The organism is Ruegeria sp. YKSF070, assembly GCF_059612725.1.
This window is the reverse complement of record NZ_JBXWRD010000018.1, coordinates 22,565-47,165: the sequence shown is the minus strand read 5'-3', so window position 1 is coordinate 47,165 and position 24,601 is coordinate 22,565. Positions and strand designations below refer to the sequence as shown.

Sequence of the window (24,601 nt, the reverse complement as noted above, 5' to 3'; positions counted from 1 at the left end):
GTCACGCCTCGGCCTGCTCACCCGGGTGCTTGCCCAGGATGATCATGCCCAGCAGGTCGTCATCGGTCACCTTGTCCACGTCCACCGTACCCACCAACTGGCCGTTCTTCATGACGCTGGCCCGGTCGCACAGTTTCATCACGTCATGAATGTCGTGACTGATCAGGAAGATGCCGATCCCTTGTGCCTTGAGCTGTTCAATCAGTTCGGCAACCATCTGCGTTTCATGCGGGCCAAGCGCGGCGGTTGGCTCGTCCATGATCAGGATGCGGGCATCGAAATAGACCGCGCGGGCGATGGCGACAGACTGGCGCTGACCGCCGGACAGGGCCGAGACCGGCTCGTTGAACTTCTTGAAGTTGGGGTTGAGCCGCGCCATGATCTTGCGCGTCTCTGCCTCCATCGCGTCGTCATCGACCAACCCGAAGGGCGTCACCAACTCGCGCCCCAGAAACAGGTTCGAGCTTGCGTCGAGGTTATCCGCCAGCGCCAGCGTCTGATAGATCGTCTCAATATTGTAACGCCTTGCGTCGCGGGGATTGTGGATCTCGGCGCGCTCTCCGTTGATGCGGATCTCGCCCGAGTCCATGCGATAGGCGCCCGAGAGAATCTTGATCAGCGTCGATTTGCCGGCGCCGTTATGACCCAGAAGGCCCACGACCTCGCCCGGATAGAGATCGACGCTGACATGGTCGACCGCGTGTACGCCGCCGAACGAGATGCAGATGTCGCGCATCTCGACCAAGGGTGTTCCCGTTCTGTCAATCATCACCGTGCCCCCGTCTTTCTGCGATAGAGAATGTCGATCAGAACCGCCAGTACCAGAACCGCGCCGACGACGATGTTCTGCAAGGGTGCGTCGACCCCGACCATGGCCATGCCCGATTGCAGCGACTGCATGATCAGCGCGCCCAGGATGGCGCCGTGGATGGTGCCGAACCCGCCCGCCAGCGCGGTGCCGCCAATCACGGCCGCCGCGATCACGCGCAGCTCGTCCAGCGTACCGATGTCGTTGGAATGGTTGGTCAGGCGGGCCGAGGCCACCACCGCCGAGATGGCACAGAGCGCACCCATCAGGGCGAAAATCTTGACCGTCAGCAACCGCGTGTTGATGCCGCTCAGTTCCGCCGCGTCGGGGTTGCCGCCGGTGGCAAAGATATAGCGACCAAGCCGGGTGCGCCGCGCCAACATGGTCATGCCGACCGCGATAAAGATCAGCAGCAGCACCGAGATCGGGATGCCATAAGCCTCGGTATAGCCCTCGGGCAGCGTCAGGCCTTGCGCGGCGAAATCGCGCTTGAGACGGGCCAGCGGCACCTCATAGGCGTTCAGGATGGCGACAAAGCCAAGGATCGCGCCCGAGATCAGTGCCGCCAGAACCCCCTCGGCCCAGAGCGGCTTGACCGGGAACCCATGGCGGACCTTGTTCTTGCGGCTCGCCCACAACCCGTAGAGCGCGGCGGCCAGCGCCAGCAGACCGACGATCCATGACCAGGTGGCGCCCAGCGTACCGTTGATGCCGCCGAACTGCATAAAGGTCGGGTCAAGCGGGCCGATGGTCTTGCCGCTGGTCAGGTACCAGCCGACATTGCGCCAGACCAGCAGTCCGCCCAGCGTGACGATAAAGGCGGGGATGGCCAGATAGCCCACCAGCCAGCCGTGAAAGGCACCAATCAGCGACCCCACCAGCAGGCCGACAAGGATCGTCACCCAGGGGATCAGCGGATGGCCCAGCCCCAGGCCCAGCATGTTGGGCAGGATCTCGGTTTGGGTCATCGCCATCACCGCCGAGCAGGTGGCCAGAAGCGCGCCGACGCTCAGGTCGATATGGCGGGTGACGATGACGAACACCATGCCGGTGGCCATGATCGCAACCGAAACGGTCTGGATGGTCAGGTTGAAAATGTTGCGCGGTGTCAGGAAACGGCCGCCGGTCACGATGTCGAACCCGACGCACAGGATCGCAAAGGCCCCGATCATGCCCAGAAGGCGCAGATCCAGTTCCAGCGTCTGTACAAAGGATTTCTTGGGATGTGCCGGGGACAGCTCCGCCTCGGAATGAGTCATGGGATGTCCTGCGATTTTGGGGGTCTCACCCCAAAGGAGGGTGAGACCGGTCGTGTTGGGAAAGGATCAGTTGCAGGGTGCGGGACCGTTGGTCACGCCCTGGCACAGGGTTTCCTGGGTGATCCAGCCAGCGTCGACAACAACCGACAGGTTGTCCTTGGTGATCGGCAGCGGTTCGAGGAACAGGGCGTTCATCTTGGTGCCACCCGGCGAGGTCCAGTCATCGGCGCCGCCGATGGCGTTCATCTGGGTGCCTTCGGCCAGCGACACGGCGATGCGCGCAGCTGCACGGCCCAGATCGCGGGCGTCCTTCCAGACCGACACGGTCTGGGTGCCCTTGGCCACCCGGTTCAGCGCCGCATAGTCGCCGTCCTGGCCCGAGACCGGCAGGCCTTCCATGCCCTGCGCGGTCAGCGCGGCGACAACGCCGCCGGCGGTGCCGTCGTTCGAGGCGACAACCGCGTCGACACCGTTGTCGGTGGCGGTCAGGATCTGTTCCATGTTGCGCTGCGCGTTGGCGGGAAGCCAGCCGTCGGTATAGGCCTCGCCCACGATGGTGATGTCACCCTTGTCGATTGCGGCTTGCAGCACTTCCTGCTGGCCACCACGCAGGAAATCCGCGTTCGGGTCGGTGGGCGAGCCCTTGATCATCACGTAGCGGCCGGTGGGCGCGGCCTCGAGCACGGCGCGGGCCTGCATCCGGCCCACTTCGACATTGTCGAAGGTCAGGTAAAAGGCGCGACTATCCTCGATCAGGCGGTCATAGCCCACGACCGGGATGCCCTCGTCGGCTGCGGCCTGCACCGCGGGGCCGATGGCCTGCGCGTCCTGCGCAAGGATGATCAGCGCGGTGGCGCCTTGCGCGATCAGGCTTTCCACATCCGAGAGCTGTTTTGCCGAGGAGCTTTGCGCATCCGCCGAGATATACTTGGCGCCCTTGGATTCCAGCTCGGCCTTGATCGCGGCCTCGTCGGTTTTCCAGCGCTCCTCCTGAAAGTTCGACCAACTGACGCCCACGACGACATCGGCCGCCATGGCCACGGTTCCCAGCATGGCGCTGACGATCACCGCGGATGCGGTTGCATAGAGTTTCATTCTGTCCTCCCAAATCGGTTGCAGCCGCACGCCATTCCTTGCCTCGGGCGGGGCCGGTGCAGGGATCGTGTGTGATTTTAATTTGAATGTCAAATTAAATAAGTTAGGCTTGAGGCTCAGGACCTGTCGCAAAGGGCTTGGCCCGGCATCGTCCGCTGGCTAGGATCCCGAACCGGCGCTCGAAACTAACCAGGAAGGACATGCATAAATGGCTGTGATGCAACGGGAATATGGTCGCCGTACCCTGCTGCGCCAGATCCGGCACGCGGGTCGCATCCCCCGGATCGAACTGTCCGACCTGACCGGGATCAGCCGGGCCACGGTCACCACCATCACCGCCGAGTTGCTGTCGCATGGCCTGATCGAAGAGGTTCAGCGCGATGAGGCCGGACCGGATTCCCGCCGGGGTCGCCCGCGCGTCGATCTCAAGATTCGCGGCGCCGCGCATCTGGTGGCGGGGGTCAAGGTCTCGCATCATAAACTGTCGCTGGTGCTTCTGGATTTCGAGGGCGAACAGCTTGCTGCCGAGGAATGTGACCTGCCCGCCCCCGTCAACGCCCCCGAGGTGTTGGCCCAGGCAATCCGGGATGCGGTCAGCCATCTGGCAACCGTCGCCGGACGCCGCGCGGACGAGGTTTCAGGCGTCGGCATCGGCATCGCCGGCATCGTCGAGGCGACCGACGGATTTGTGCACTGGTCACCGTCTCTCTCGAACCGCAATGTCGATTTCGGCGCGCTGCTGACACGGACACTCGGCACCCCATGTTTCATCGACAACGACGCCAATCTGGTGGCGGTGGCCGAACAGACCTTTGGCCTCGGGCGCGAGCACAAGGATTTTCTTGTCGTCACCATCGAAAGCGGCGTGGGCCTTGGCATGGTGATCGGTGGCGCTCTTTATCGCGGTACGCGCGGCTGTGGCGCCGAGTTCGGCCATACCAAGGTGCAGCTGAACGGCGCGCTGTGTCGCTGCGGCCAGCGTGGTTGTCTCGAGGCCTATGTGGCCGATTACGCCCTGTTGCGCGAGGCGACGCTTGTCAGCGGTCTCTCGGCGGAGGGTGACGCTGGAACACGGGTCGAGACCCTGTTGAATGCCGCTCGAACGGGTGACGCCACCGCGCGCAGCATTCTGGACCGGGCAGGCCAGATCTTTGCCATGGGGCTGGCCAATCTGGTCAATATCTTCGACCCCGAACTGATCATCCTTGCCGGTGAACAGATGCAGCTCGACCATCTCTATGCCGATGCGGTGATCGATGCCATGCGCAAATCCATCGTGCAGGTGGACAAGGCCCCGCCCGAGGTGGTGGTGCATAAATGGGGCGACCTGATGTGGGCGCGCGGGGCGGCGGCCTATGCGCTGGATCAGGTGTCGGAACTGGCCTTGGATCGGCTGGACAAAGATGCGGCTTGAACTCCTCGCGCTGTCTCTCGCTGCCGCCCCCGCGCTGGCCGACCCGGTGTTTCGCTCTGTGCCGGTACCCGAGCATATCTATACTGGCGGATGGGAGCATTTCGTCGGCGGTGGGCTGGCGGTGTTCGACTGCGACGACGATGGTCTGCCGGAACTGCTGGCGGCGGGTGGTGAAAACCCGGCCACCCTGTTGCGCAACCGTTCTGACAACACGGCATTGCGGTTCGAGACCGAAACGCCCGAGGCGCTGGCCGAACCGGGCATGATCGGCGCCTATCCCCTGGATATCGACAGTGACGGCTACATCGACCTCGCGGTGCTGCGGGTTGGTCCGAACCAACTCTTGCGCGGCGGGTCCGATTGCAGCTTTGCCCCGTTCGAGGGGCTGGGTTTCACCAGCGGCGAGCGTTGGACCACCGCCTTTTCCGCCACATGGGAGGCGGGCGAAACGCTGCCGACGCTCGCCTTTGGCAATTATGTCGACCGCAGCAATCCGAACGGCCCGTTCGGCACCTGCGATGTCAACCTGCTCTACCGCCCCGAGGGCGACCGCTACGGCCCGCCTATCGAACTCACGCCAGGGTTCTGCCCGCTCTCGATGCTGTTCAGCGACTGGGCGCGGCAGGGCCACGCCGACCTGCGGGTCAGCAACGACCGGCATTATTATGTCTCGGGGGGCGAGGAACAGATGTGGGCGATGGGGTCCACGCCCCGCCTGCTCGGCCCCGCCGACGGCTGGATCAGCCACAAGCTCTGGGGCATGGGGATCGCCCAGCGCGATCTGGACCGCGACGGGAACCAAGAGGTGTTCCTGTCCTCGATGGGCGATCAGCGGTTGCAGCGGATGACCGGGAACGGCGCCGAATTCGCCGATGTTCCCTATGCCATGGGCACCACCGCCCACCGCCCCTATACCGGCAGCGACGGGCGGCCCTCGACCGGCTGGCATATCGGCATCGGCGATGTGCAGAATGACGGGCTGGACGATGTCTTCATCACCAAGGGCAATGTCGAACAGATGCCCGATGCGGCGATGGAGGATCCCAACAACCTGCTGATCCAGCAACCCGACGGCACCTTTGCCGAAGCCGGAGAGCGCGCCGGTATCGCCAGCCTGCATCGCGGGCGCGGCGGCGCGCTGGTCGATCTGAACGGCGACGGGCGGCTCGACATCGCCGTGGTCAACCGCCGCGCGCCGCTTGAGGTCTGGCAGAATGTCACCGCTGACACCGGCCATTGGCTGGCGCTGGCGCTGGAACAACCCGGCCCCAATCGCAACGCAATCGGCGCCTGGATCGAGGTCACGGCCGGTTCGGCCCCGCCGCAATTGCGCGAGATCACCGTGGGCGGCGGTCATGCCGGTGGTGCGGCGGGGTTCCAACATTTCGGGTTGGGCGCTGCACGAGACATCTCAATTCGGGTTATCTGGCCCGATGGCACCCAATCCGCCCCGCTTGAGGTCGCCCTTGACCAATCGCTGACGGTGATCCGCGACGGCACATCCCTCGAGGCAAAGCCCTAGCCCCCTCATTTCGCCAAAAATACTCCCGCCGGAGGCATGGATTTTTCGAAGAAAAATCTATCGCGGCACCTTGAGACCGCTGGGGACAGTGTCCGGAATGCCAAGACGTCCGGTCAACGCAACCGGATCTGTCAGCGTATCGAGAAAGGCCAGCAGCGCATCGACCTCCGCTTCGGTCAGCCGGATCGGCTCCAACCGGTTCGCATCGGCAATCGCCGCCATCTCGACCGGATCATCCAGAACCGCCTTGTCGCTGGCGAAACCACCTTCCGGCAATACCGCCGAGGCGATATCATAGGCCTCAAGGCTGGCCAGCGGGTCGAGATGGTGCTCGACCACCGCCCGCAGGCTGGCATAGGCACCGCTATGCCCATAGGGCGCGGTTGCCGCCACATTGCGCAGCGAGGGCGTGCGAAAGGCATAGGCATCGCCCGGATCACCCGTCACCCGCATCCGCCCGATATCGCGATTGTGGCGCTCGAACCGTGCCGCCTTACCCGGTCCGATCTGCGGCATGGCGATGGCGTGAAACCCGTGATCGGTCTGGAACTGGCCCGCATGGCAGGTCGCGCATTGCGCCTTGCCATAGAAGAGGTCCATGCCCGTTCTGGCCGCCTCGGGCAGCCCCCCCTGCCCCCGCAGGAAACGGTCGAACGGGCTGTCATCGGCGCGCCATTCGAACACCATGAAATCGGCAATCACATTGGCAATATCGGCAAATGTCACCGGGCGCGGCCCGATCACCGCGTCGAAGGCGCGGCGGTAGTCCGGGATCGCCTCGATCCGCGCCGCCAGGATCGCCCAGGCCCCGCCTGGGCCGGTGAGCCTGCCTTGCCGCACCGCCTGGGCCACGTCGTTTTCCGAGTAATGCCCGGCCATCTCGTCCCCCGAGAGCACCGGGAACATCGCCTGCGCGGCCAGCGCCGAGGCAAAGCCCTGCTCCATATCCGCGCCCAGCGGTGTGCGGATGCCCGAGGGGCGGGTTGGATCGCTTTCCAGCCGGCCGTCGTGAAAGAAATGCGTGAACTCTTCGGCGCCGAGGTTGAACAGCGCCGGGGCGTTGCGCGGGATGCGTTGTTCCGGCGGGTTATCCGGGTCAAGGCGCATGTCCGGCCCGATCCCAACCGCGCCGTCGCCCAGGCCCAGCGACACCCCATCGGAGGTGCCGAAACGCGGATGGTGGCAACTGGCGCAGGCGACAGTCCGGTTGCCGCTGAGGATGGGGTCATAGAACAGAAGCTGCCCCAGCCCGACCGCCTCCATCCCGGGTTCGGCAAACACAGCATCGGCGCGCGGCAGCGGATCGGCCAGCAGCGGGCTGGCCGCGATGGTCAGCAGCGCAACCAGCCGTCTCATACCGGGTCCTCCGCGTAAATGCGTACTGTCGTGCGCTGGCGGTAGGGGTGATCGGGGGTGACCAGCGGGCAGGGAAAACCCGGCGTGTTCACCGCGTTGGGATAGCCCTGCGGTTCCAGGCAGAGGCCCGCAAAGGGCGCATGGATCTGGCCGGGCAGCGGGCTGTGTTCCGGCCTCAGATAGTGGCCGGTATAGAGTTGCAGGCAGAGCTGGTCTGTCTCGACCTTGAGCACCAGCCCGTTGCCCGTCACCCGCGCCTGCCCCCGGTCGAGCACGAAATTCATGTCGAACCCCTGTCCCTTCGGGTCCGCCTCGGAGATGCGCCGCCCGTTGCGGAAGTCAAAGGGGCACCCCATGACCGGGGCAACCTCGCCGGTCGGGATCTTGGCCGCGTCATTCGGTGTGTAGCGGCTGGCGGGCAGGGTCACGTGGAAATCGCGACAACTCTCGGCCCCCAGCGAGTAATAGGAATGCTGCGCCAGGTTCAGCAGGGTCGGCCGGTCGCTGACAGCATGCATGTCATAGATGAGCGCGTCCCCCTCCAGACGGATGGTCACCGTCAGGTCAAGCCGCCCGGGGTATCCGCCCTCGCCATGCTCGGACACGTGTGTCAGGCGCACGGCGCGGGGGCCATCCGCCTCCATCTCCCACAGGCGCGCATGCAGCCCCTGAGGCCCGCCATGGATATGGTTCGGCGCCTCGTTGGCGGGCAGGTCATAGCGCTGCCCGTCCAGCGTGAACCCAGCGCCCGAAATGCGGTTGGCCACCCGGCCCGCAATCACCCCGAGACAGGCGGGGTTATGGGCGTAATCGACCGGGTCGGCATAGCCCAGCACCACCGGCACCCGGGCTCCACGCAGCGGCACCTGCCAGTCCTGGGTGATACAGCCCCGGTTCAGGATCGCGACCGAAACGTCGCCATCCTCCAGCACGTGCCGCCGGATACCGCCCCGGTCAGACAAAGCGGTTCACGTGGTTTTCCAGCATCTCCTGCCGGCCCGAGCGCGGTTGCGGGTCGATCTCGCCCGCCAGCACGCGGGCAAAAAGACTGTCCAGATCGCTCTCCAGGATGCCCTGACCATGGTCGCTGTCCCACCCGGCATAGCGGTCGCGCAGCGCGGCCTCCAGCCCGCCATCCTCGATCATCGCGGCCGCAGCCTTCAGCCCGCGCGCGCAGATGTCCATGCCTCCCACATGGGCCGCGATCAGGTCGGTTGCATCCAGCGACTGCCGACGAAGCTTGGCGTCGAAATTGGTGCCGCCGGTGGTGAACCCGCCCGCCCGCAGGATGTGGTAATAACACAGCGCCACCTCGGGCATGTTGTTGGGGAACTGATCGGTATCCCAGCCCGACTGGTAATCGTTGCGGTTCATGTCGATGGAGCCCAGCATGCCCTCGGACGCGGCCACCGCGATTTCATGTTCGAACGAATGCCCGGCGAGGATGGCATGGCCCTGTTCCAGGTTCAGCTTTACCTCACCCTCCAGCCCGTATTTGCGCAGGAAGCCGATGCAGGTGGCGGCGTCGAAATCGTACTGGTGTTTCGACGGCTCCTGCGGTTTCGGCTCGACCAGGATCGCGCCCTTGAACCCGATCTTGTGCTTGTAATCCACCACCATGCTCAGGAATCGGCCCATATGGTCCAGCTCGCGCCCCATATCGGTATTGAGCAGCGTCTCATACCCCTCGCGTCCGCCCCAGAGGACATAGTTCTGACCGCCCATCCGGTGGGTGGCGTCCAAACAGGTTTTGACGGTCGCTGCGGCATAGGCGAAGACGTCCGGGTCGGGGTTTGTCGAGGCGCCCGCCATCCAGCGACGGTGGCTGAACATGTTGGCGGTGCCCCACAGCAGGCGGGTCTTGCGGCTTTCCATTTTCGCAAGGAAATAGTCGATGATTTCCTCGAAATTCTTCAAGGACTCGGCGAATGTCGCGGCTTCGGGGCGGATATCGGCATCGTGCCAGCAGAAATAGGGCACGCCCAGGATATCGAACATCTCGAACGCGGCATCGGCCTTGACCTTGGCGCGGGTCATGTCGTCCTGCGGCTGCCAGGGCCGGATCAGGGTCTGGCCGCCAAACGGATCGCCCCCCTCCCAAGCGAAGGAATGCCAATAGGCCACGGCAAAGCGCAGGTGATCCTCCATCCGCTTGCCCATGACCATTTCGTCGGGGTCATAGTGGCGAAAGGCCAGCGGGTTGGCGCTGTCCGGTCCCTCATGACGGACGGGGGCGATATCGGCGAAGAACTCGGTCATGGCAGGGCTTTCAGCTTGGGGTAAGTGGCGGCGAAATCGGCATGGGCCTGTTCATAGGCTTCCAGCAAGTCGGCGCGCGGGTCGATGGTTTCGGCAATGGGTGGGCGGGTCATTACCTGCGCCGGATCGGCCCCGGTGACGCCGCAGATGGCCAGCCGCGCGGCGCCAAGGGCTGCACCGAAATCGCCCTGTTCGGGCAGGTCGAGCGGCAGGCCCAGCACGGTGGCCAAGAGTTCCAGCCAGTAGCGGGAGCGGGTGCCGCCGCCGATCGCCAGAAGGCGCGGCAGATCGGCGCCGGTGGCGCGCAGGGCGTCGAGACTGTCGCGCAGGGCGAAACTCACGCCTTCGACCACGGCGCGGGTCAGGTCGGTTCGGTCCTGCGCAATGTCGAGATGCAAAAAGGCGCCGCGTACGGCGGCATCGTTATGCGGCGTCCGTTCGCCGGAAAGATACGGCAGAAACCGCACTGGACCGGGCGCACCCAGCGTGCCCAGCTCGGCCGTCAGGGTCGCGGGCTCGGCGCCGGTAATCCGCGCCAGCCAGTTCAGGCTGTCGGTCGCGGCCAGGATCACGCCCATCTGGTACCAGCGCCCCGGCACCGCGTGACAGAAGGTATGCACCGCGCTGGCCGGGTCCGGGTAAAACCCGTTTCGCGCCGCCAGAAGCACGCCCGAAGTGCCCAGCGAGACAAATCCGTCACCCTCGGCCAATGCGCCCACGCCGCAGGCGGCGGCCGCATTGTCGGCGCCCCCTGCCACGACCTGCACCCCATCAGGCAGGCCCAGATCTGCGGCGAGATCAGGGCGTACAGGCCCCACAATCCCGGTCCCCTCGCGCAAGTCCGGCATCTGGTCGCGGCGCATGCCACCCGCCTCGAGCAACCGGTCGGACCAGTCTCGCGCGCCCACATCCAGCCAGGCGGCACCGGCGGCATCGGACATCTCGGTGCCGATTTCGCCTGTCAGCCAATAGGCCAAATAATCCTTGGGCAGCAGCACCTTGGCTACGCGGTCGAAAGACTGCGGCTCATGCCGGGCGAGCCAAATCAGTTTGGGCGCGGTGAAGCCGGGAAAGACGATATTGCCCGACAGGTTCCGCACCCCCGCCATCCCATCCAGTTCCGCCGCCTCGGCAAAGCTGCGACTGTCGTTCCACAGGATGGCGGGTCGGATCACCGCGCCCGCCTCATCCAGCAGTACCGCGCCATGCATCTGCCCGGACAGGCCAAGGCCCACCACACGTTCCATCGCCAGCGGGTGGCGCTGCGCCAGCGAGACAAGCGCCGAGCGCGCCGCCGCGATCCAGTCGGCGGGCACTTGCTCGCTAAAACCCGGATGCGGATGGCTGGCGTGCAATCCGGCCTCGGCACTATCCAGCACGCTGCCATCCGGTCGCACCAGTACCGCGCGCACCCCCGATGTGCCCAGATCGAGCCCTATGAACATGTCGCCTCCCCAGCTGTTGCCAGAGCTTTGCGCGATTTAATTTTGGTGTCAAATTAAAAAGAATGCCACCTTGCCCCGGATTGGTCACAGTCGCGTCGCAAAACCGTACCCCGGCAACGATATCGAGGCGCAAAGAGAGATTTTGCCATACCCCTGCCCGCACCCATGCTAGGACAGGGCCACCTGCGCGGATCAGACCAAGGAGAGCATACCCGGTGCGCATCACGTTTCTCAGCCCACGCTCGAACCTTTCGGGCGGCCTGCGCGTGATCGCGATCTATGCCCGCATGCTGCAAGCGCGCGGACATGAGGTGACCATCGTCACTCCGGCCAGGACCCCGCCCAGCCGCCGGCAGAAACTGCGCGCGCTGTTGCGCGGACAGACCCCCAACCCGCCAGAGCCACCCGGCCATCTCGACATTCTGGACCTGCCGGTGATCGAAACCGCGCGGGCCGATTTCCATGTCGACCCGGATGAAATCCCCGATGCGGATGTCATCGTGGCGACCTGGTGGGAGACCTCCTTTGCCGCCGCCGCGATGCCGCCCGAAAAGGGACGCAAGTTCTACCTGATCCAGCACCACGAAGTGCATGACTTCCTGCCCTGGCAAGTGTCGCGTGCAACCTATTACCTGCCGCTGACCCCCATTGTGATCTCGAACTGGCTGGACGGCATTCTGCGCCAAACTTATGGCCGCAGCGACGCGCGGCTTGTGCCCAATGGCATTGACCTGACGCAGTTTCACGCGCCCGAACGGGGCAAGGCCACCCGCCCCACGGTCGGGTTTCTCTACAGCCCGCACCCGATCAAGGGGTCGGACACCGCGCTGACCGCCATTGCCCTGCTGCGGCAACGCTTCCCCGACCTGCATGTGGTGGCCTTTGGCGCCGAACCGGTGACGCCGGATATGCCCTTGCCCCCCGGAACCGACTATCACCTGCGCCCCGCGCAGGAGCGGATCCGCGACATCTATGCCGCCTGTGATGTGTTCCTTTGCGCCAGCACCGCCGAGGGGTTCTTTCTGCCGCTGCTCGAGGCGATGGCCTGCCGGACGCCGCTGGTCTCGACCCGCGTAGGCGCCGCCGAGGACCTGATCGAGCCGGGGGTGACCGGCTATCTGGCCGATGTGGGGGATGCGAGTGCCTTGGCCGAGGGCGCCGCAGATATCCTGTCGCTGCCCGATGGCGAATGGCGCGCCATGTCCGCACGCAATCACAAGATCGCGCAAGGGCAAAGCTGGGACCATGCCTGCGACCTGCTGGAAGCGGTGCTGAGCGGCGAGGGCCTGTCATGAGTGTCGATCTGGTTCTCATCGGCCGGAACGAGGGCGACCGGCTGATCCGCGCCCTGCGCGCTGCGCGCGGTCAGGCGCGCCGCCTGATCTATGTGGACTCGGGCTCGACCGATGGCAGCGTCGCCGCCGCCCGGGCCGCAGGCGCGTTGGTGGTGGAACTGGACATGTCCATCCCCTTCAGCGCCGCCCGCGCCCGCAATGCGGGGTTCGAGGCCGCACAGGCAACGGACCCGGCCCCCTTTGTACAGTTCATCGACGGCGATTGCGCGCTGGTGCCCGGCTGGCTCGCCGCCGCAGAAGCACGGTTGAGCCAGGACGACACGCTGGGCCTTGTCACCGGCTGGCGCTCGGAAATCGCGCCCGAGGCGAGCCTTTACAACCGCATCTGCGACCATGAATGGCGCCGTCCAGCTGGGCCGATCGTGGCTTGCGGTGGCGACATGATGGTCCGGGCCGAGGCCTTTGCGCAGGCGGGCGGCTTCGACCCCACGGTGATCGCCGCCGAGGATGACGATTTCTGCCTCAGGCTGGCGCGCGCCGGCTGGCAGCTGGAACGCCTGCCGCTGGAGATGACGCGGCATGACGCTGCCATGACTCGTTTTGCACAATGGTGGCGACGCGCCGTTCGTGCAGGCCATGGTTTTGCACAAGTTGGCCTGCGCCATCCGGGCCATTTTCGCACCGAACAACGCCGGGTGCTGGCCTGGGGCCTTGTGCTGCCACTGATCGCACTGCTCGGGGCCACGCAGAGCCCGGCGGTGCCGGTGCTGGTGGCGCTGCTCTATGCCCTGTCGTGGCTGCGCAGCGCCAAGAGCCTGCGCGCCGAGGGGATGCCCGCCACCGAGGCCCGCAAACAGGCGCTGCTGTTGACCCTGTCGAAATTCCCCAACCTGATCGGCATGGGCAAATACTGGCTGACGCATCTTGCGCGCCGCCGCCCGCGGATCATCGAGTATCAGTGAGACCGTCATGACCACGCCCCCCCTTCGCATCGGACTGATCGGCGCCGGCTATATCGCCGCCTGGCACGCGGATGCCCTGTGCGCGGTGCCGGGTGTCGAACTGACAGCCATCTGCGACCCCAACATGGCCCTGGCCGAGGGGCTGGCCGCCGCCCATGGCGCGCGTGCCTTTGGCGATCTGGACGATCTGATCGGGGCGGGCCTGTGCGACGGGGTGCATATCCTGACCCCGCCCGACCTGCATCACCCCTTGGCGCTGCAATGCCTGCGCGCGGGCCTGCATGTTCTGGTCGAGAAACCGGTGGCGCTGAACGCTGCCCAGACGCAAGAGATCGAGGATGCCGCGCACGCCGCGAACCGCCGCTTTCACGCCGGTCACAACTTCCTTGGCCTGCCTTCGTACACACGTCTGAAACGCGAGATCCGGCGCGGCGCACTGGGCCGCGTCTCGGGCGCCGAGATCCGCTGGTGCTATCCGTTCGGACCGCTCAGGGCGGGACCGTTCGGCATCTGGCCGCTGCGCGATACCCGCAACCTGATGCTGGAGTTCGGCCCGCATCTGATGAGCCTGGTAATCGACCTGTTCGGCCTGCCCGAGATCGAACATGTGGCGCTGTCCAAACCTGTGGCGCTGCCCGGCGCGGGCACCCGGCCGCAGGGCTGGCGCATCCTGGCACGGGCGGGCGAGGTCGAGATGGTGCTGATCCTGTCGCTGGTCGAAACCGCCGATGACCGCTCGGTGACGATCCGCGGTTCCTCGGCTCGGGCGCGGCTGGACCTGGCCGCCGACACGCTGGTCATCGACGCCGAGAATACCGCCGATCTGGTGGCCAACCCGCTGCTGCGCCAGCTATCGCTTGCCCGTCAGCACCTGTTTCAGGGCAGCACCAACGCGGCCCGGCAACTGACCTCGTTCAACCGCAAATCGCCTTACGCGCTCAGCTTTCGTGGCCTCGCCCAAGGCATCTGGGAGCCGGTAGCGCGAAATGCCCCCGCCGATCCGCGCTGGTCGGGCAGTTCCGCCGTGGCGGTGATGACAGCACTTGATGCGGTGCTGGCCAAGGTGGACTGGCCCACGCCGGTGCCCGCCAAACCCAGCCGCAAACCGGCGCCCATCGCGATGGTGATCGGTGGCACCGGCTTCATCGGCCGGGCGCTGACCCGCGAACTGGTGGCGCGCGGCAACGATGTGCGGGTGATCTCGCGCGGGCGGCAGGGACCCTTTGCCGATCTGCCCGATCAGGTCGAGACGGTCTCGCTATCGCTGCACGACACAGACGCGCTGACCCAAGCGATGGTGGGGATCGACACGGTCTACAACCTTGCGCGTTCCACCGACAGCAGTTGGGAGGATTGCCTGCAAAACGACGTTGCCGTGGCCGAGGGCATCGGCAAGGCGGCGCTGTCGGCAGGGGTGCGGCGGTTGGTCTATACCGGCACCATCGCCAGTTTCGACATGTCCGATCCGGCGGTGACGATCACCGATGCCACACCGCTGCCGGGCGAGATGGAGGACCGCAACCTCTACGCCCGCTCCAAGGCCGAATGCGAACGCCGCCTTTTGGCGCTGCACCGCAAGAGCGCCCTGCCGCTGGTGATCGCGCGGCCCGGTATCGTGCTGGGTGCGGGCGGGCCGCTGCAACATTGGGGGATCGGCCGCTGGCACGGCGCCGGGGCGGTACGGCTGTGGGGCAACGGGCGCAACCCGCTGCCCTTTGTCCTGATCGGCGATTGCGTCGACGGGCTGATCCGCTGCGCCGAGGCAGAGGGGATCGAAGGCCGCGCCTTCAACTTGGTCGGCCCGCCGATCCTGAGCGCGCGTGACTATTTCGACGCCATCCATGACCGGCTGGGCGCCCGTATCCGGGTGAGCGGCGGCAACCTGTCGCTGATGTATGCCACCGACTGGGTCAAGTTCCAGCTCAAGACCCGGGTTCTGGGGCGCAGCGGGCTGACCCGCCCCTCTCGCGCCGACTGGCTGTCGCGCGCGCATCAAAGCCGGTTCGACATCTCGGGCGCGCAAGCCGCGCTGGGCTGGCAACCGGTCAGCGATGCCGACGCTTTCCTGACAGGTGCTGTGGACGAGGCCGGGCTGCTGGGGTTCTGAGCCTAGCGCCCGCGCAACCGCAGCGCCCGCACCATGTGGCCGGGCAGAATCGCCGCGCAACGCGCGTAGCGCGGCGCAAGGCGCAGCGGATCGGTCAACATCCGCCACAACCATTCCAGCGCCAGTTTCCGCATCCACAGCGGCGCCCGGCGTTGGTGACCACCCAGAAAATCAAGCCCCGCCCCGACCGAGGCAAAGCCCACCCCGGGCGCCAAGGCCCGCCCGCGCAGCGCCAGCCGCTCTTGCCGGGGCGCGCCCAGCGCAAGGAAACACAGGCCGATACGCCGCGTGGCCAGTTCCATCAAGATCGTCTCGGCCGCCGCACCCTCGGGGTCGAACCCGTATTCGGGGGCATGGGTCCAGGTGATTTCCAGCCCCGGCGTCTCGGCCTCGAGCACGCGCTTGGCATCGGCCAGCGCCACATCCGAACTGCCGACCAAGGCCACCGGCACCCGCTCGGCTGCGGCCAGCGCGCAAAGCGGGCGCACCAGGTCCGAGCCAGGCATCAGTTCGACCGGGCGCTGCGCCAACCGCGCCAGCTCCACGATGGGCCGGCCATCGGCCACCACCAGATCCTGCCCGGCATAGGCGCGGGCAAAGACAGGGTCGCTGCCAAGCTTGACCAGATGATCGAGGTTGATCGTCGCCAGCGCAAACCCCTCGCCCACGCGAAACCGGCGCCCCACCTCGCCCATCAGGGCGTCGCGGGTCGGCATGTTGACCGTCACCTTGTCCTCGCCAAAACTGAATTCCATCGACCCGCCTCCGACTGCCCCCGCCTTGATTAGCCGCCGACGCGTCCTCAGGCCAGCCCCTGCTGCGAAAGCGATCCGATCCTGCCACCGGATCGCCGCATTCGCGCGCTACCCCCGGGACAAGCGGGCCGAGCCCTGATAGGCTTCCCATCCACATGCGACCCACAAGGCAGGAGCCGATGCCCAATCCCGTCGCCTATCTGATGCTGATGCTGTGGCCGATTGCCTGCGCGTTCCTGTTCACGCGCCTGCCGCTGCAACGTGCCATCATCTGGGGCATCCTGGGGGCCTATCTGATCCTGCCGCCGGTGGCCGAGTTCGACCTGCCGCTGGTCCCGTCGATGAACAAGGATTCCATTGCCGCTGTCAGCACCTTCCTTGCCTGCCTCTTTGTGGCGCGCAAGCGGGTGCCGCTGATCCCCGACAGTTGGCCGGTGCGGGTACTGCTGTTCAGCTTTGTCCTGTGCGCGGTGCCCACAGTGCTGACCAATCGCGAGCCGCTGATCTTTGAAATGGCGATGCAGGCCGAGCCGATCCGCTTCTTTACCAATTACGTGCCCGGAATGGGCCTGCGCGACCTGTTGTCGATCATCCTGAGCCAGTTGATCATCCTGCTGCCCTTCTTTCTGGGGCGGGCGCATCTGGCGGATGAGGCGGGTTTACGCAATCTGGTGCTGGCCATGGCGGTGGCGGGCCTGGCCTATTCACTGCCCTCGATCTTTGAAATCCTGTTCGCCCCGGTGCTGAACATCTACATCTACGGGTTCTTCCAGCACGATTTTAATCAGATGATCCGCGAGGGCGGCTTTCGACCGATCGTGTTCATGCCGCACGGGTTGTGGCTGGCCTTCTTCATGACCACAGCGGTGCTGTCTGTGGCCGCCCTGACCCGGCACAGCCGCACCAAGATGCGCGAGCGCTGGGCCGGAGCGCTGATCTACATGCTGCTCGTGCTCAACGCCTGCAAGAGCCTGGCCGCACTTGGCTATGGCATCGCGCTGACGCCGGTGGTGCTGTTCCTGCGGCGCAAGGCGGTGCTGCGCATCGCGCTGGGTATCGCGGCGCTGGCCATCGCCTATCCGGCATTGCGCAATATCGGGATCATCCCGCTGGATGCCATTCTGGAACGCGCTGCCGCGATCAGCACTGAACGCGCGCAATCTCTGGAATTCCGCTTCACCAACGAGGAGCAATTGCTGGACCGGGCCCATCTGAAACCCTGGTTCGGCTGGGGGGGCTGGAACCGCAACCTGGTTCTGGATGACGAGACCGGATTGATCATCACCATCCCGGACGGCGCGTGGATCATCGCTTTCGGCACCTTTGGCTGGCTTGGCTATATTGCAAAAATGGGCCTTTTGGCGGCGCCGATCGCCATGATGACATGGCAATCTCGCAAAATGAAATCGTCCGAGATCTCGGATTTCGCCGCCCCGCTGGCCCTGATCCTGGCCGCCACGATGACCGACATGCTGCTGAACGACACGCTGACGCCCTTTACCTGGCTTTGCGCCGGGGCGGTCCTGGGCTATGTCGAGCGTCTGCGGCGCCCGGTGACCGAACCCAAACGCGACTCGCAGGCCCGCGCACCCGTCCTTGGCCGGCATGTTCCAAGCGACGAAACCCGTCCCGTCCTGTGAGCTCCGCCCCAGAGCCGCCTGAAATAACCACCAATTGTCCCCATTCAGGCCACAAAATTCAGAAAGAACTGAGTTTGTTCCAAAACTTGGAGCGAACATATTCCAAACCCGTTAAACTTTGTGTCACGAATACAGGTGGTTATGCGCGGTACGGATAAGATTGATAAAATTCGAGACTTTCCGCCCCCTGCGGCGCTCTCTAGATTGGGTGCGGGTAGGCGGGCTGATGTGAACGAACGGGATCGTTTGGTCTGGCCATGGCAACGCGTGAAGTAAAGTTCGAACAGGATGACATCGCCATAGTCGGCATGTCCGTCCATGTCCCCGGCGCCCAGTCGGCGGCGGAATTCTGGCAGAATCTGAAAGCCGGGGTCGAATCGATCCGCGTCCTTGATGACGCGGCGCTGCTGGAGGCGGGCGAGCGCCCCGACCGGCTGGCTGATCCGAATTATGTGCGCGCGGCGGCGCCGCTGGACGGGTTCGACCGCTTCGACGCCGATTTCTTTGGCTTCTCGCCAAAAGAGGCGGCCATCCTCGACCCCCAGCACCGGCAATTCCTGGAAACCGCCTGGGAGGCGATGGAGGATGCAGGCCACCCGCCCGAGACCATCGCCGGGCCCATCGGCGTCTATGCCGGCTGCGGCATGGGCAGCTATTTCTATTTCAACATCTGCTCGAACCCCGGCCTGGTCGACGATGTGGGCATGTTCCTGTTGCGTCATACCGGCAACGACAAGGATTTCCTGTCCACCCGCGTCAGCCATGTGTTCGACCTGCACGGGCCAAGCATCAACATCCAGACCGCCTGTTCCACCTCGCTGGTCGCGATCCACTATGCCTGCAAGGCGCTGCGCGAGGGCGAATGCGACATGGCGCTGGCGGGTGGGTCCACCATCGAACTGCCGCAGGGGCGCGGGTATCTTTACAAGGAAAACGAGATCCTCAGCCCCGATGGTCATTGCCATGCCTTCGACCACCGGGCGCAGGGCACGGTGTTCGGCTCGGGCGCGGGAGTGGTGGCGCTGCGCCGGCTCAAGGACGCGCTGGCCGATGGCGACCATATCTGGGCGGTGATCAAGGGCAGCGCCATCAACAATGACGGCGCCGACAAGGCCGGATATCTGGCGCCCTCGGTCGGCGGCCAGGCGCAGGCAATCAGCGCCGCGCTGCAGGCGGCGGATGTGCCAGCCGAGACCATTGATTACATCGAATGCCACGGGACCGGCACCTATCTGGGCGACCCGATCGAGGTCTCGGCCCTGACCCAGGCCTATCGCGAACAGACCGCCGAGAGCGGATTTTGCAAGATCGGCTCGGTCAAGACCAATATCGGCCATCTCGACACCGCAGCCGGGGTTGCGGGCTTTGCCAAGACCGCGCTGGCGTTGCATCACAAACAGATCCCGCCTTCGCTGGGATATGAGGCGCCGAACCCGGCGATTGATTTCGAGACCAGCCCGTTCCGCGTCAACGACCGGCTGACCGACTGGACCCCGCACAAGGGGCCACGCCGGGGCGCGGTGAACAGCCTGGGCGTGGGCGGCACCAACGCCCATGTCATCCTGGAGGAGGCGCCCGAGCGCGCCGCATCGGACGAAAGCGAGTTTCCGTTCCAGATCCTGTGCCTGTCGGCACGCTCGCGCGCCGCACTTGATGGCAATGCCAAGGCGTTGGCCGGCTGGCTGCGCGCCAATCCGGACGTCAATCTGGCCGATGTGGCCTATACGCTGAAAGAGGGCCGTCGCGGGTTCGAGAAACGCCGCGTGCTGGTGGTCGAAACCGCCGAAGAGGCCGCCGACCTGCTGGAACAGGGCGATCCGCGCCGGGTGTTCACCCATGACGCGCTGGGGGCCGGGGCCGATGTGGTGTTCATGTTCCCCGGTGGCGGGGCGCAATATGCGGGTATGGCGCGCGATCTCTACGAGGTCGAGCCGGTCTTTGCCGAATGGATCGACCGGGGGCTGGAGCATCTGCAAAAGAGCCTCGATTACGATATCCGCGCCATCTGGCTGCCCGAGGGGGACACGGCCGAGGCAGACGCCCGGCTGCAACAGCCCTCGGTGCAGCTGCCGCTGATCATGATCGTGGAATATGCGCTGGCGCAGCTCTGGCTCAGCTGGGGCGTGCGGCCCGCAGCCCTGGTCGGCCATTCCATGGGCGAGAATACCGCCGCCTGTCTGGCCGGTGTGATCGGGTTCGAGGATTGCATCGACTTGGTGCTGCTGCGCGGACGGCTGTTTGACACCGTGGCGCCGGGCGGCATGCTGTCGATCTCGCTGCCGCTGGACGAGGTACAGGCGCTGATCGGCGAAGATCTGGACATTGCCAGCGTGAATGCCCCCCGCCTGACCGCCGTCAGCGGCCCGCAGGCGGCTCTGGACCGGCTGGCCTCAGTGCTGAAGGCCCGCGAGGTCGAGTATCAGCGCATCCAGATCGACATTGCCGCGCATTCGCGAATGCTGGAGCCGATCCTGAAGGACTACGGCGATTTCCTGCACAGTCTCACCCTGAGCGCGCCGCAAATCCCGATCCAGTCGAACCGCACCGGCGCGGTGCTGACCGAGGCTCAGGCCACCAGCCCCGACTACTGGGTCGCGCAGCTGCGCAACACGGTGCATTTCGCCGATTGCATCGACGCGCTGTCGCAGGGCCGCGACCGGGTCTTCCTCGAGGTGGGGCCGGGCAAGGCGTTGAGTTCGCTGGCACAGATGTGCCCGGGCGTGACCCCGGGCCAGGTGCTGAGCTCGTTGCGCCACCCCGATCAGGAGATAGCCGATGATGCCTATTTCCTGGGCGTGATCGGGCGACTCTGGGCCTGCGGGGTCGAAGCCGACTGGCCCCAGATCTGGGGCGAGGCGCACCGCCGCCGCCTGCCCTTGCCGACCTATGCCTTTCAGCGCAGCCGCTACTTCATCGAGCCCGGGACACGGCAGGCCGAGGCGCCGCGCGCCCTGCCTGCGCGCAGAGACGACCTGACCCAATGGGGCTGGCGCCCGGTCTGGCGTCCGCGTCTGGCCGATTGCGATATCGACACGGCTACCGAGTTGGCCGAGGCCGCGCCGCGCAACTGGCTGTTCTTCATGGACGAGACCGGGCTGGCCGAGGAAGCCGCGCAAAGGCTGGAGGGTGTCGGGCATCACGTGACCCGCGTGCGTTCGGGCGACAGCTATGCCCGCCTAACCGATGGCAGCTATACGCTCGCGCCCGAACAGGGGCGGATGGGCTATGACCTGCTGCTACGTGATCTGGCCGAGCAGCAGCGGCTGCCCGACCGGATCGGACATTTCTGGCTGGTGACCGAGGCGGAGCGCTTTCGCCCCGGGTCGAGCTTTCATGACCGCAACATGGAACACGGTTTCTTTGGGCTGACCTGGCTGGCGCAGGCGCTGGGGCAGGTGGACCTACCCGGACCGCTACATATCACCGCCTTCACCTCGGGCGCGGCGCGGCTGCGCGACGAGGGGCTGGTCTATCCCGAAAAGGCAAGCATCGCCGGGCCGATCGGAGTGCTGCCGCATGAAATGCCGGGACTGACCTGTGCGACCGTCGATATCGAACTGCCCGCCCGTCTGCGCCCGCCGCTTTTCGCGCGGCTGCGCGGCTCGACGCCCGAACAGGACGAGGACCTGACCCCGACGGTACTCGAAGAGCTGCTGGCCGAACCCGGCAACTCGATCGCTGCCCGGCGCAATGGTAAGCGGTTTGGCCGCAGTTATCGCCCGGCGCCGCTGACTGACGCAGGACCTGCGTTCCGCGATGGTGGCACTTATCTGATCACCGGCGGTTTCGGCGGTATCGGCCTGACGCTGGCCCGCCACCTGATGGACCACCACGGCGCCAACGTGATCCTGCTGGGGCGTGATCCGCTGCCCGCCGACCGCGCCGCCTGGCTGGCCGGGCACAGCCCCGCCGATCGCACCAGTCGCCGCCTGCGCGCCCTGGCCGAGCTGGAGGCGCTGGAGCGCGGCGAGGTCATGGCGATTGCCGCCGATGTGGCGAATATCGACCAGATGCGCCGCGCGCTGAGCCTGGCCGAGGACCGGTTCGGCGCGCTCACCGGCGTGATACATGCCGCCGGCCATATCGCCGACGGCCCCGCACTGGCCAAGACCGAGGCCGATCTGCACCGGGTCCTGTCGCCCAAGATGACCGGGCTGAGGGTGCTGGACGAGCTGTTCCCCGACGGGGTGCTAGAGCTGATGGTGCTTTGTGCCTCGTCCTCGACCGCCAGCCGCCCGGCGGGGCAGGTCGATTACGTGGCTGCCAACGAATATCTCAACGCCTTTGCCGACAGCCGGCAGGGCGGCGCAACCCGGGTGGTCGCGGTCAACTGGGGGGTCTGGGCCGATGTCGGCATGGCCGCCGATGCCCGCGCCGCGCGGCTGGGCACCGGTCACGACACCGCCCGCAGCCCGACCGGGTTGCCGCTGTTGCACGAGGCCGGGTTTGACGAGGCGGGCAACCGCCTGTTCGTCTCGCGGCTGAGCGCCGAGGATTGGGTGTTCGACGAACACCGCACCGCCGATGGCACCGCGCTCTTGCCCGGCACCGGCTATCTGGAACTGGCCGCCCAGGCGCTGCACGCCCAGGGCATCACTTATCCCTATGACATCCGCGATCTCTATTTCTTCCGCCCGCTCAGGGTGAACGGCACCCCGCGCGAGGTGGTAGTCCGGCTGGAAGACGCGCCGGACGGCGTTGCCTTTTCCGTCTGGAGCGCCCTGCCCGGCGGCGGCTATGCCCAGAACGCGCAGGCCCGGCTAGTGCCCGCGCCCGAAGCACAGGTCGAACCGCTCGACCTGGCTGCCATCGCTGCGCGCTGCCCCGAGGCACAGAGCGCCGCGCCCGACGTGGTGCTGCACAGCCCGCAGGAACGGCACCTGCAATTCGGCCCGCGCTGGCAGGTGCTGCGCGCCACTGCGCGCGGCACGGATGAGGGGCTGGCCCGGCTTGCCCTGCCCGAGGCCTATCGCGGCGATCTCGACAAAGGCTACCGGATGCATCCCGGCTTGCTCGATCTGGCCACCGGCTGGGCCATCGAACTGGCCGCTGGTTATGATGACACGGCGCTCTGGGTGCCAGTGTCCTACCGTGCGATCCGGGTCCTTGCGCCGCTGCCTGCCGAGATTCGCAGCTGGATGCGCCTGACGCCCGATCAGGCCGCAGTGGCGGGGCATGCCTCCTTCGACATCACCCTGAGCGATGCCACGGGCGCCGTGCTGGTCGAGATCGAAGGGTTCCAGATGCAGCGCACCTCGGGCACCATCGACCTCAGCGATCCCGAACGCGCCGATGCGGATGCCGCCGCGCTGGGGCTGGAGCCCGCACGGAAATCAACGCAGCTCTCGCCCGAGGAACAGCGCCTGCACCACAACATCGCCCAGGGCATCCGCGCAGAGGAAGGCGCCGAGGCGCTGGTGCGCGCATTGGGCACCGGCCTGCCGCAACTGGTGGTCAGTTCGCTTGACCTGCCGCGGCTGATCGCCGAGGCCGATCAGGTCGCCGCCCCGGCGGAAACCGGGCAGAGCTTTGACCGGCCCGAGCTGGACACCGATTACGTGGCCCCTGCGAGCGAGACGGAAAAGACTTTGGCCGGGTTCTTCGAGACCTTGCTGGGGGTCAGCAAGGTCGGCACCCAGGACAGTTTCTTTGACCTTGGCGGCCATTCTCTGATAGCGGTGCGCCTTTTTGCCCAGATCAACCGCGCCTTTGCGGTGGAGTTCCCGATCTCGCTGCTGTTCGAGGCGCCCAGTGTCGCCGCCATTGCCGAGCGGATCGACGCACGGCTGGGCCGCAGCAGCGCAGGCGACACCCCGGAATCCGCCGAAGCCGCCGCGCCCGAACTGACCCACGTGGTGCCGCTGCATCAGGCGGCGGGTGGCCATTCTAGCCCGTTCTTCGTGGTGGCCGGCATGTTCGGCAATGTCCTCAACCTGCGGCACCTGGCGCTGATGCTGGGTCGCGACCGGACCGTCTATGGCCTGCAAGCGCGTGGGCTGGTGGGCGATGCCGCGCCGCATGAAACCATCCCCGAGGCGGCGCGCGACTATATCGCCGAGATGCGTCAGGTACAGCCGCACGGCCCCTATCTGCTGGGCGGTTTCTCGGGCGGCGGCATAATCGCCTATGAGATCGCGCAACAGCTGCGCGACGCGGGCGAAGAGGTGGCGTTGCTCGTACTGCTCGACACCCCGCTGCCGCAGCGCCCACCCCTTGGCCCCCGCGACAAGGCCTTGATCAAGCTGCAACAATTCCGCCAGCGCGGCCCGCGTTACTTGGTCGATTGGGTCAAGGCGCGTTTTGCCTGGGAAGTGCAGCGTAGACGCGGTCCGGTTCAGGACGGCGGCGCCGGTGCCTTCAACAACACGCGGATCGAGGCGGCCTTCCTGCGCTCTGCTGCGGGCTATGCGCTACGGCCATGGGAGGGTGCGACGGTGCTGTTCCGGCCGCCGCTGGAACGGCTCTGGCAGGTGTCGGGCGGCAACTGGGTCAACCATGAACGTCACTATGTCTACCCCGACAACGACTGGGGCCGCTGGATCGCCGAACTCGAGGTGATCGAGGTGCCCGGTGACCATGACAGCATGGTGCTGGTGCCCAATGTCTCGGTCCTGGCCGAGCATCTGCGCGGCCAGCTCAACGCCATCGACAGCCCCTGCGCCCTGCCGCATGCGGCGGAGTGAT

General features: G+C 66.0%; 15 protein-coding genes. 7 read left to right on the top strand and 8 right to left on the bottom strand.

Annotated features, from left to right (window positions below; all coding sequences use genetic code 11):
* Position 1: 1 nt before the first annotated feature.
* The 3 genes from AC2FL1_RS11535 to xylF form a co-directional block, all read right to left on the bottom strand.
* Positions 2–769, bottom strand: a complete 768-nt coding sequence (locus tag AC2FL1_RS11535) for an ATP-binding cassette domain-containing protein (RefSeq protein WP_496877023.1) — start codon at positions 767–769, stop codon at positions 2–4.
* Entirely contained in the window at positions 769–2,067 is a 1,299-nt protein-coding gene (locus AC2FL1_RS11530; protein WP_496877022.1) for a sugar ABC transporter permease, read from the bottom strand. Before AC2FL1_RS11530 ends, AC2FL1_RS11535 begins: the two co-directional genes overlap by 1 nt.
* 66 nt (positions 2,068–2,133) lie before the next feature.
* The gene (gene xylF, locus AC2FL1_RS11525) at positions 2,134–3,162 is read right to left on the bottom strand and encodes a D-xylose ABC transporter substrate-binding protein (protein ID WP_496877021.1); all 1,029 of its coding nucleotides are present in this window, start codon (positions 3,160–3,162) and stop codon (positions 2,134–2,136) included.
* 208 nt (positions 3,163–3,370) lie between these two features.
* Between xylF and AC2FL1_RS11520 the strand changes: the two genes are divergently transcribed.
* Positions 3,371–4,576 (top strand): ROK family transcriptional regulator, encoded by a 1,206-nt coding sequence (locus tag AC2FL1_RS11520; protein ID WP_496877020.1) that lies wholly within the window; start codon positions 3,371–3,373, stop codon positions 4,574–4,576.
* Positions 4,566–6,098, top strand: coding sequence for a CRTAC1 family protein (locus AC2FL1_RS11515; RefSeq protein WP_496877019.1), 1,533 nt, complete (start codon positions 4,566–4,568; stop codon positions 6,096–6,098). Before AC2FL1_RS11520 ends, AC2FL1_RS11515 begins: the two co-directional genes overlap by 11 nt.
* A gap of 57 nt (positions 6,099–6,155) precedes the next feature.
* On the opposite strand, the gene AC2FL1_RS11510 is transcribed toward AC2FL1_RS11515, so the two are convergent.
* From AC2FL1_RS11510 to xylB, 4 genes are read right to left on the bottom strand one after another with little or no spacing between them, the layout of a single operon-like run.
* Positions 6,156–7,454, bottom strand: coding sequence for a cytochrome-c peroxidase (locus tag AC2FL1_RS11510; protein ID WP_496877018.1), 1,299 nt, complete (start codon positions 7,452–7,454; stop codon positions 6,156–6,158).
* Positions 7,451–8,416 (bottom strand): aldose epimerase family protein, encoded by a 966-nt coding sequence (locus tag AC2FL1_RS11505; RefSeq protein ID WP_496877017.1) that lies wholly within the window; start codon positions 8,414–8,416, stop codon positions 7,451–7,453. The genes AC2FL1_RS11510 and AC2FL1_RS11505 overlap by 4 nt, the downstream gene beginning before the upstream one ends.
* Complete coding sequence (gene xylA / locus AC2FL1_RS11500; RefSeq protein ID WP_496877016.1) at positions 8,409–9,713, bottom strand: xylose isomerase; 1,305 nt, start codon at positions 9,711–9,713, stop codon at positions 8,409–8,411. The genes AC2FL1_RS11505 and xylA overlap by 8 nt, the downstream gene beginning before the upstream one ends.
* Positions 9,710–11,158: a xylulokinase gene (gene xylB, locus AC2FL1_RS11495; protein WP_496877015.1), complete on the bottom strand. Its 1,449-nt coding sequence runs from the start codon at positions 11,156–11,158 to the stop codon at positions 9,710–9,712. Before xylB ends, xylA begins: the two co-directional genes overlap by 4 nt.
* A 215-nt stretch (positions 11,159–11,373) precedes the next feature.
* On the opposite strand from xylB, the gene AC2FL1_RS11490 reads away from it, so the two are divergent.
* The 3 genes from AC2FL1_RS11490 to AC2FL1_RS11480 are packed head-to-tail and all read left to right on the top strand — an operon-like array spanning position 11,374 to position 15,522.
* Positions 11,374–12,453: a glycosyltransferase family 4 protein gene (locus tag AC2FL1_RS11490; protein ID WP_496877014.1), complete on the top strand. Its 1,080-nt coding sequence runs from the start codon at positions 11,374–11,376 to the stop codon at positions 12,451–12,453.
* The gene (locus AC2FL1_RS11485) at positions 12,450–13,415 is read left to right on the top strand and encodes a glycosyltransferase family 2 protein (protein ID WP_496877013.1); all 966 of its coding nucleotides are present in this window, start codon (positions 12,450–12,452) and stop codon (positions 13,413–13,415) included. Before AC2FL1_RS11490 ends, AC2FL1_RS11485 begins: the two co-directional genes overlap by 4 nt.
* A 7-nt stretch (positions 13,416–13,422) precedes the next feature.
* Complete coding sequence (locus AC2FL1_RS11480) at positions 13,423–15,522, top strand: NAD-dependent epimerase/dehydratase family protein (protein ID WP_496877012.1); 2,100 nt, start codon at positions 13,423–13,425, stop codon at positions 15,520–15,522.
* Between the two features lie 2 nt (positions 15,523–15,524).
* Here the strand turns inward: AC2FL1_RS11480 and AC2FL1_RS11475 are convergent, their stop codons facing one another.
* Entirely contained in the window at positions 15,525–16,277 is a 753-nt protein-coding gene (locus AC2FL1_RS11475; RefSeq protein ID WP_496877011.1) for a WecB/TagA/CpsF family glycosyltransferase, read from the bottom strand.
* Positions 16,278–16,456: 179 nt separating this feature from the next.
* Between AC2FL1_RS11475 and AC2FL1_RS11470 the strand changes: the two genes are divergently transcribed.
* Both AC2FL1_RS11470 and AC2FL1_RS11465 read left to right on the top strand, forming a co-directional pair.
* Positions 16,457–17,917 carry a hypothetical protein gene (locus tag AC2FL1_RS11470; RefSeq protein WP_496877010.1) on the top strand — a complete coding sequence of 487 codons (1,461 nt, stop codon included), beginning with the start codon at positions 16,457–16,459 and terminating at the stop codon, positions 17,915–17,917.
* A gap of 257 nt (positions 17,918–18,174) precedes the next feature.
* On the top strand, positions 18,175–24,600 hold the full coding sequence (locus AC2FL1_RS11465) for a type I polyketide synthase (protein ID WP_496877009.1): 6,426 nt from the start codon (positions 18,175–18,177) through the stop codon (positions 24,598–24,600).
* Position 24,601 lies beyond the last annotated feature (1 nt).

Coding starts and splice junctions, on each gene's coding strand:
- xylB (WP_496877015.1), bottom strand. CDS start 11,158: ATGTTCATAGGGCTCGATCTGGGCACATCGGGGGTGCGCGCGGTACTG.
- AC2FL1_RS11515 (WP_496877019.1), top strand. CDS start 4,566: ATGCGGCTTGAACTCCTCGCGCTGTCTCTCGCTGCCGCCCCCGCGCTG.
- xylF (WP_496877021.1), bottom strand. CDS start 3,162: ATGAAACTCTATGCAACCGCATCCGCGGTGATCGTCAGCGCCATGCTG.
- AC2FL1_RS11480 (WP_496877012.1), top strand. CDS start 13,423: ATGACCACGCCCCCCCTTCGCATCGGACTGATCGGCGCCGGCTATATC.
- AC2FL1_RS11530 (WP_496877022.1), bottom strand. CDS start 2,067: ATGACTCATTCCGAGGCGGAGCTGTCCCCGGCACATCCCAAGAAATCC.
- AC2FL1_RS11510 (WP_496877018.1), bottom strand. CDS start 7,454: ATGAGACGGCTGGTTGCGCTGCTGACCATCGCGGCCAGCCCGCTGCTG.
- AC2FL1_RS11465 (WP_496877009.1), top strand. CDS start 18,175: ATGGCAACGCGTGAAGTAAAGTTCGAACAGGATGACATCGCCATAGTC.
- AC2FL1_RS11535 (WP_496877023.1), bottom strand. CDS start 769: ATGATTGACAGAACGGGAACACCCTTGGTCGAGATGCGCGACATCTGC.
- AC2FL1_RS11470 (WP_496877010.1), top strand. CDS start 16,457: ATGCCCAATCCCGTCGCCTATCTGATGCTGATGCTGTGGCCGATTGCC.
- AC2FL1_RS11520 (WP_496877020.1), top strand. CDS start 3,371: ATGGCTGTGATGCAACGGGAATATGGTCGCCGTACCCTGCTGCGCCAG.
- xylA (WP_496877016.1), bottom strand. CDS start 9,713: ATGACCGAGTTCTTCGCCGATATCGCCCCCGTCCGTCATGAGGGACCG.
- AC2FL1_RS11475 (WP_496877011.1), bottom strand. CDS start 16,277: ATGGAATTCAGTTTTGGCGAGGACAAGGTGACGGTCAACATGCCGACC.
- AC2FL1_RS11485 (WP_496877013.1), top strand. CDS start 12,450: ATGAGTGTCGATCTGGTTCTCATCGGCCGGAACGAGGGCGACCGGCTG.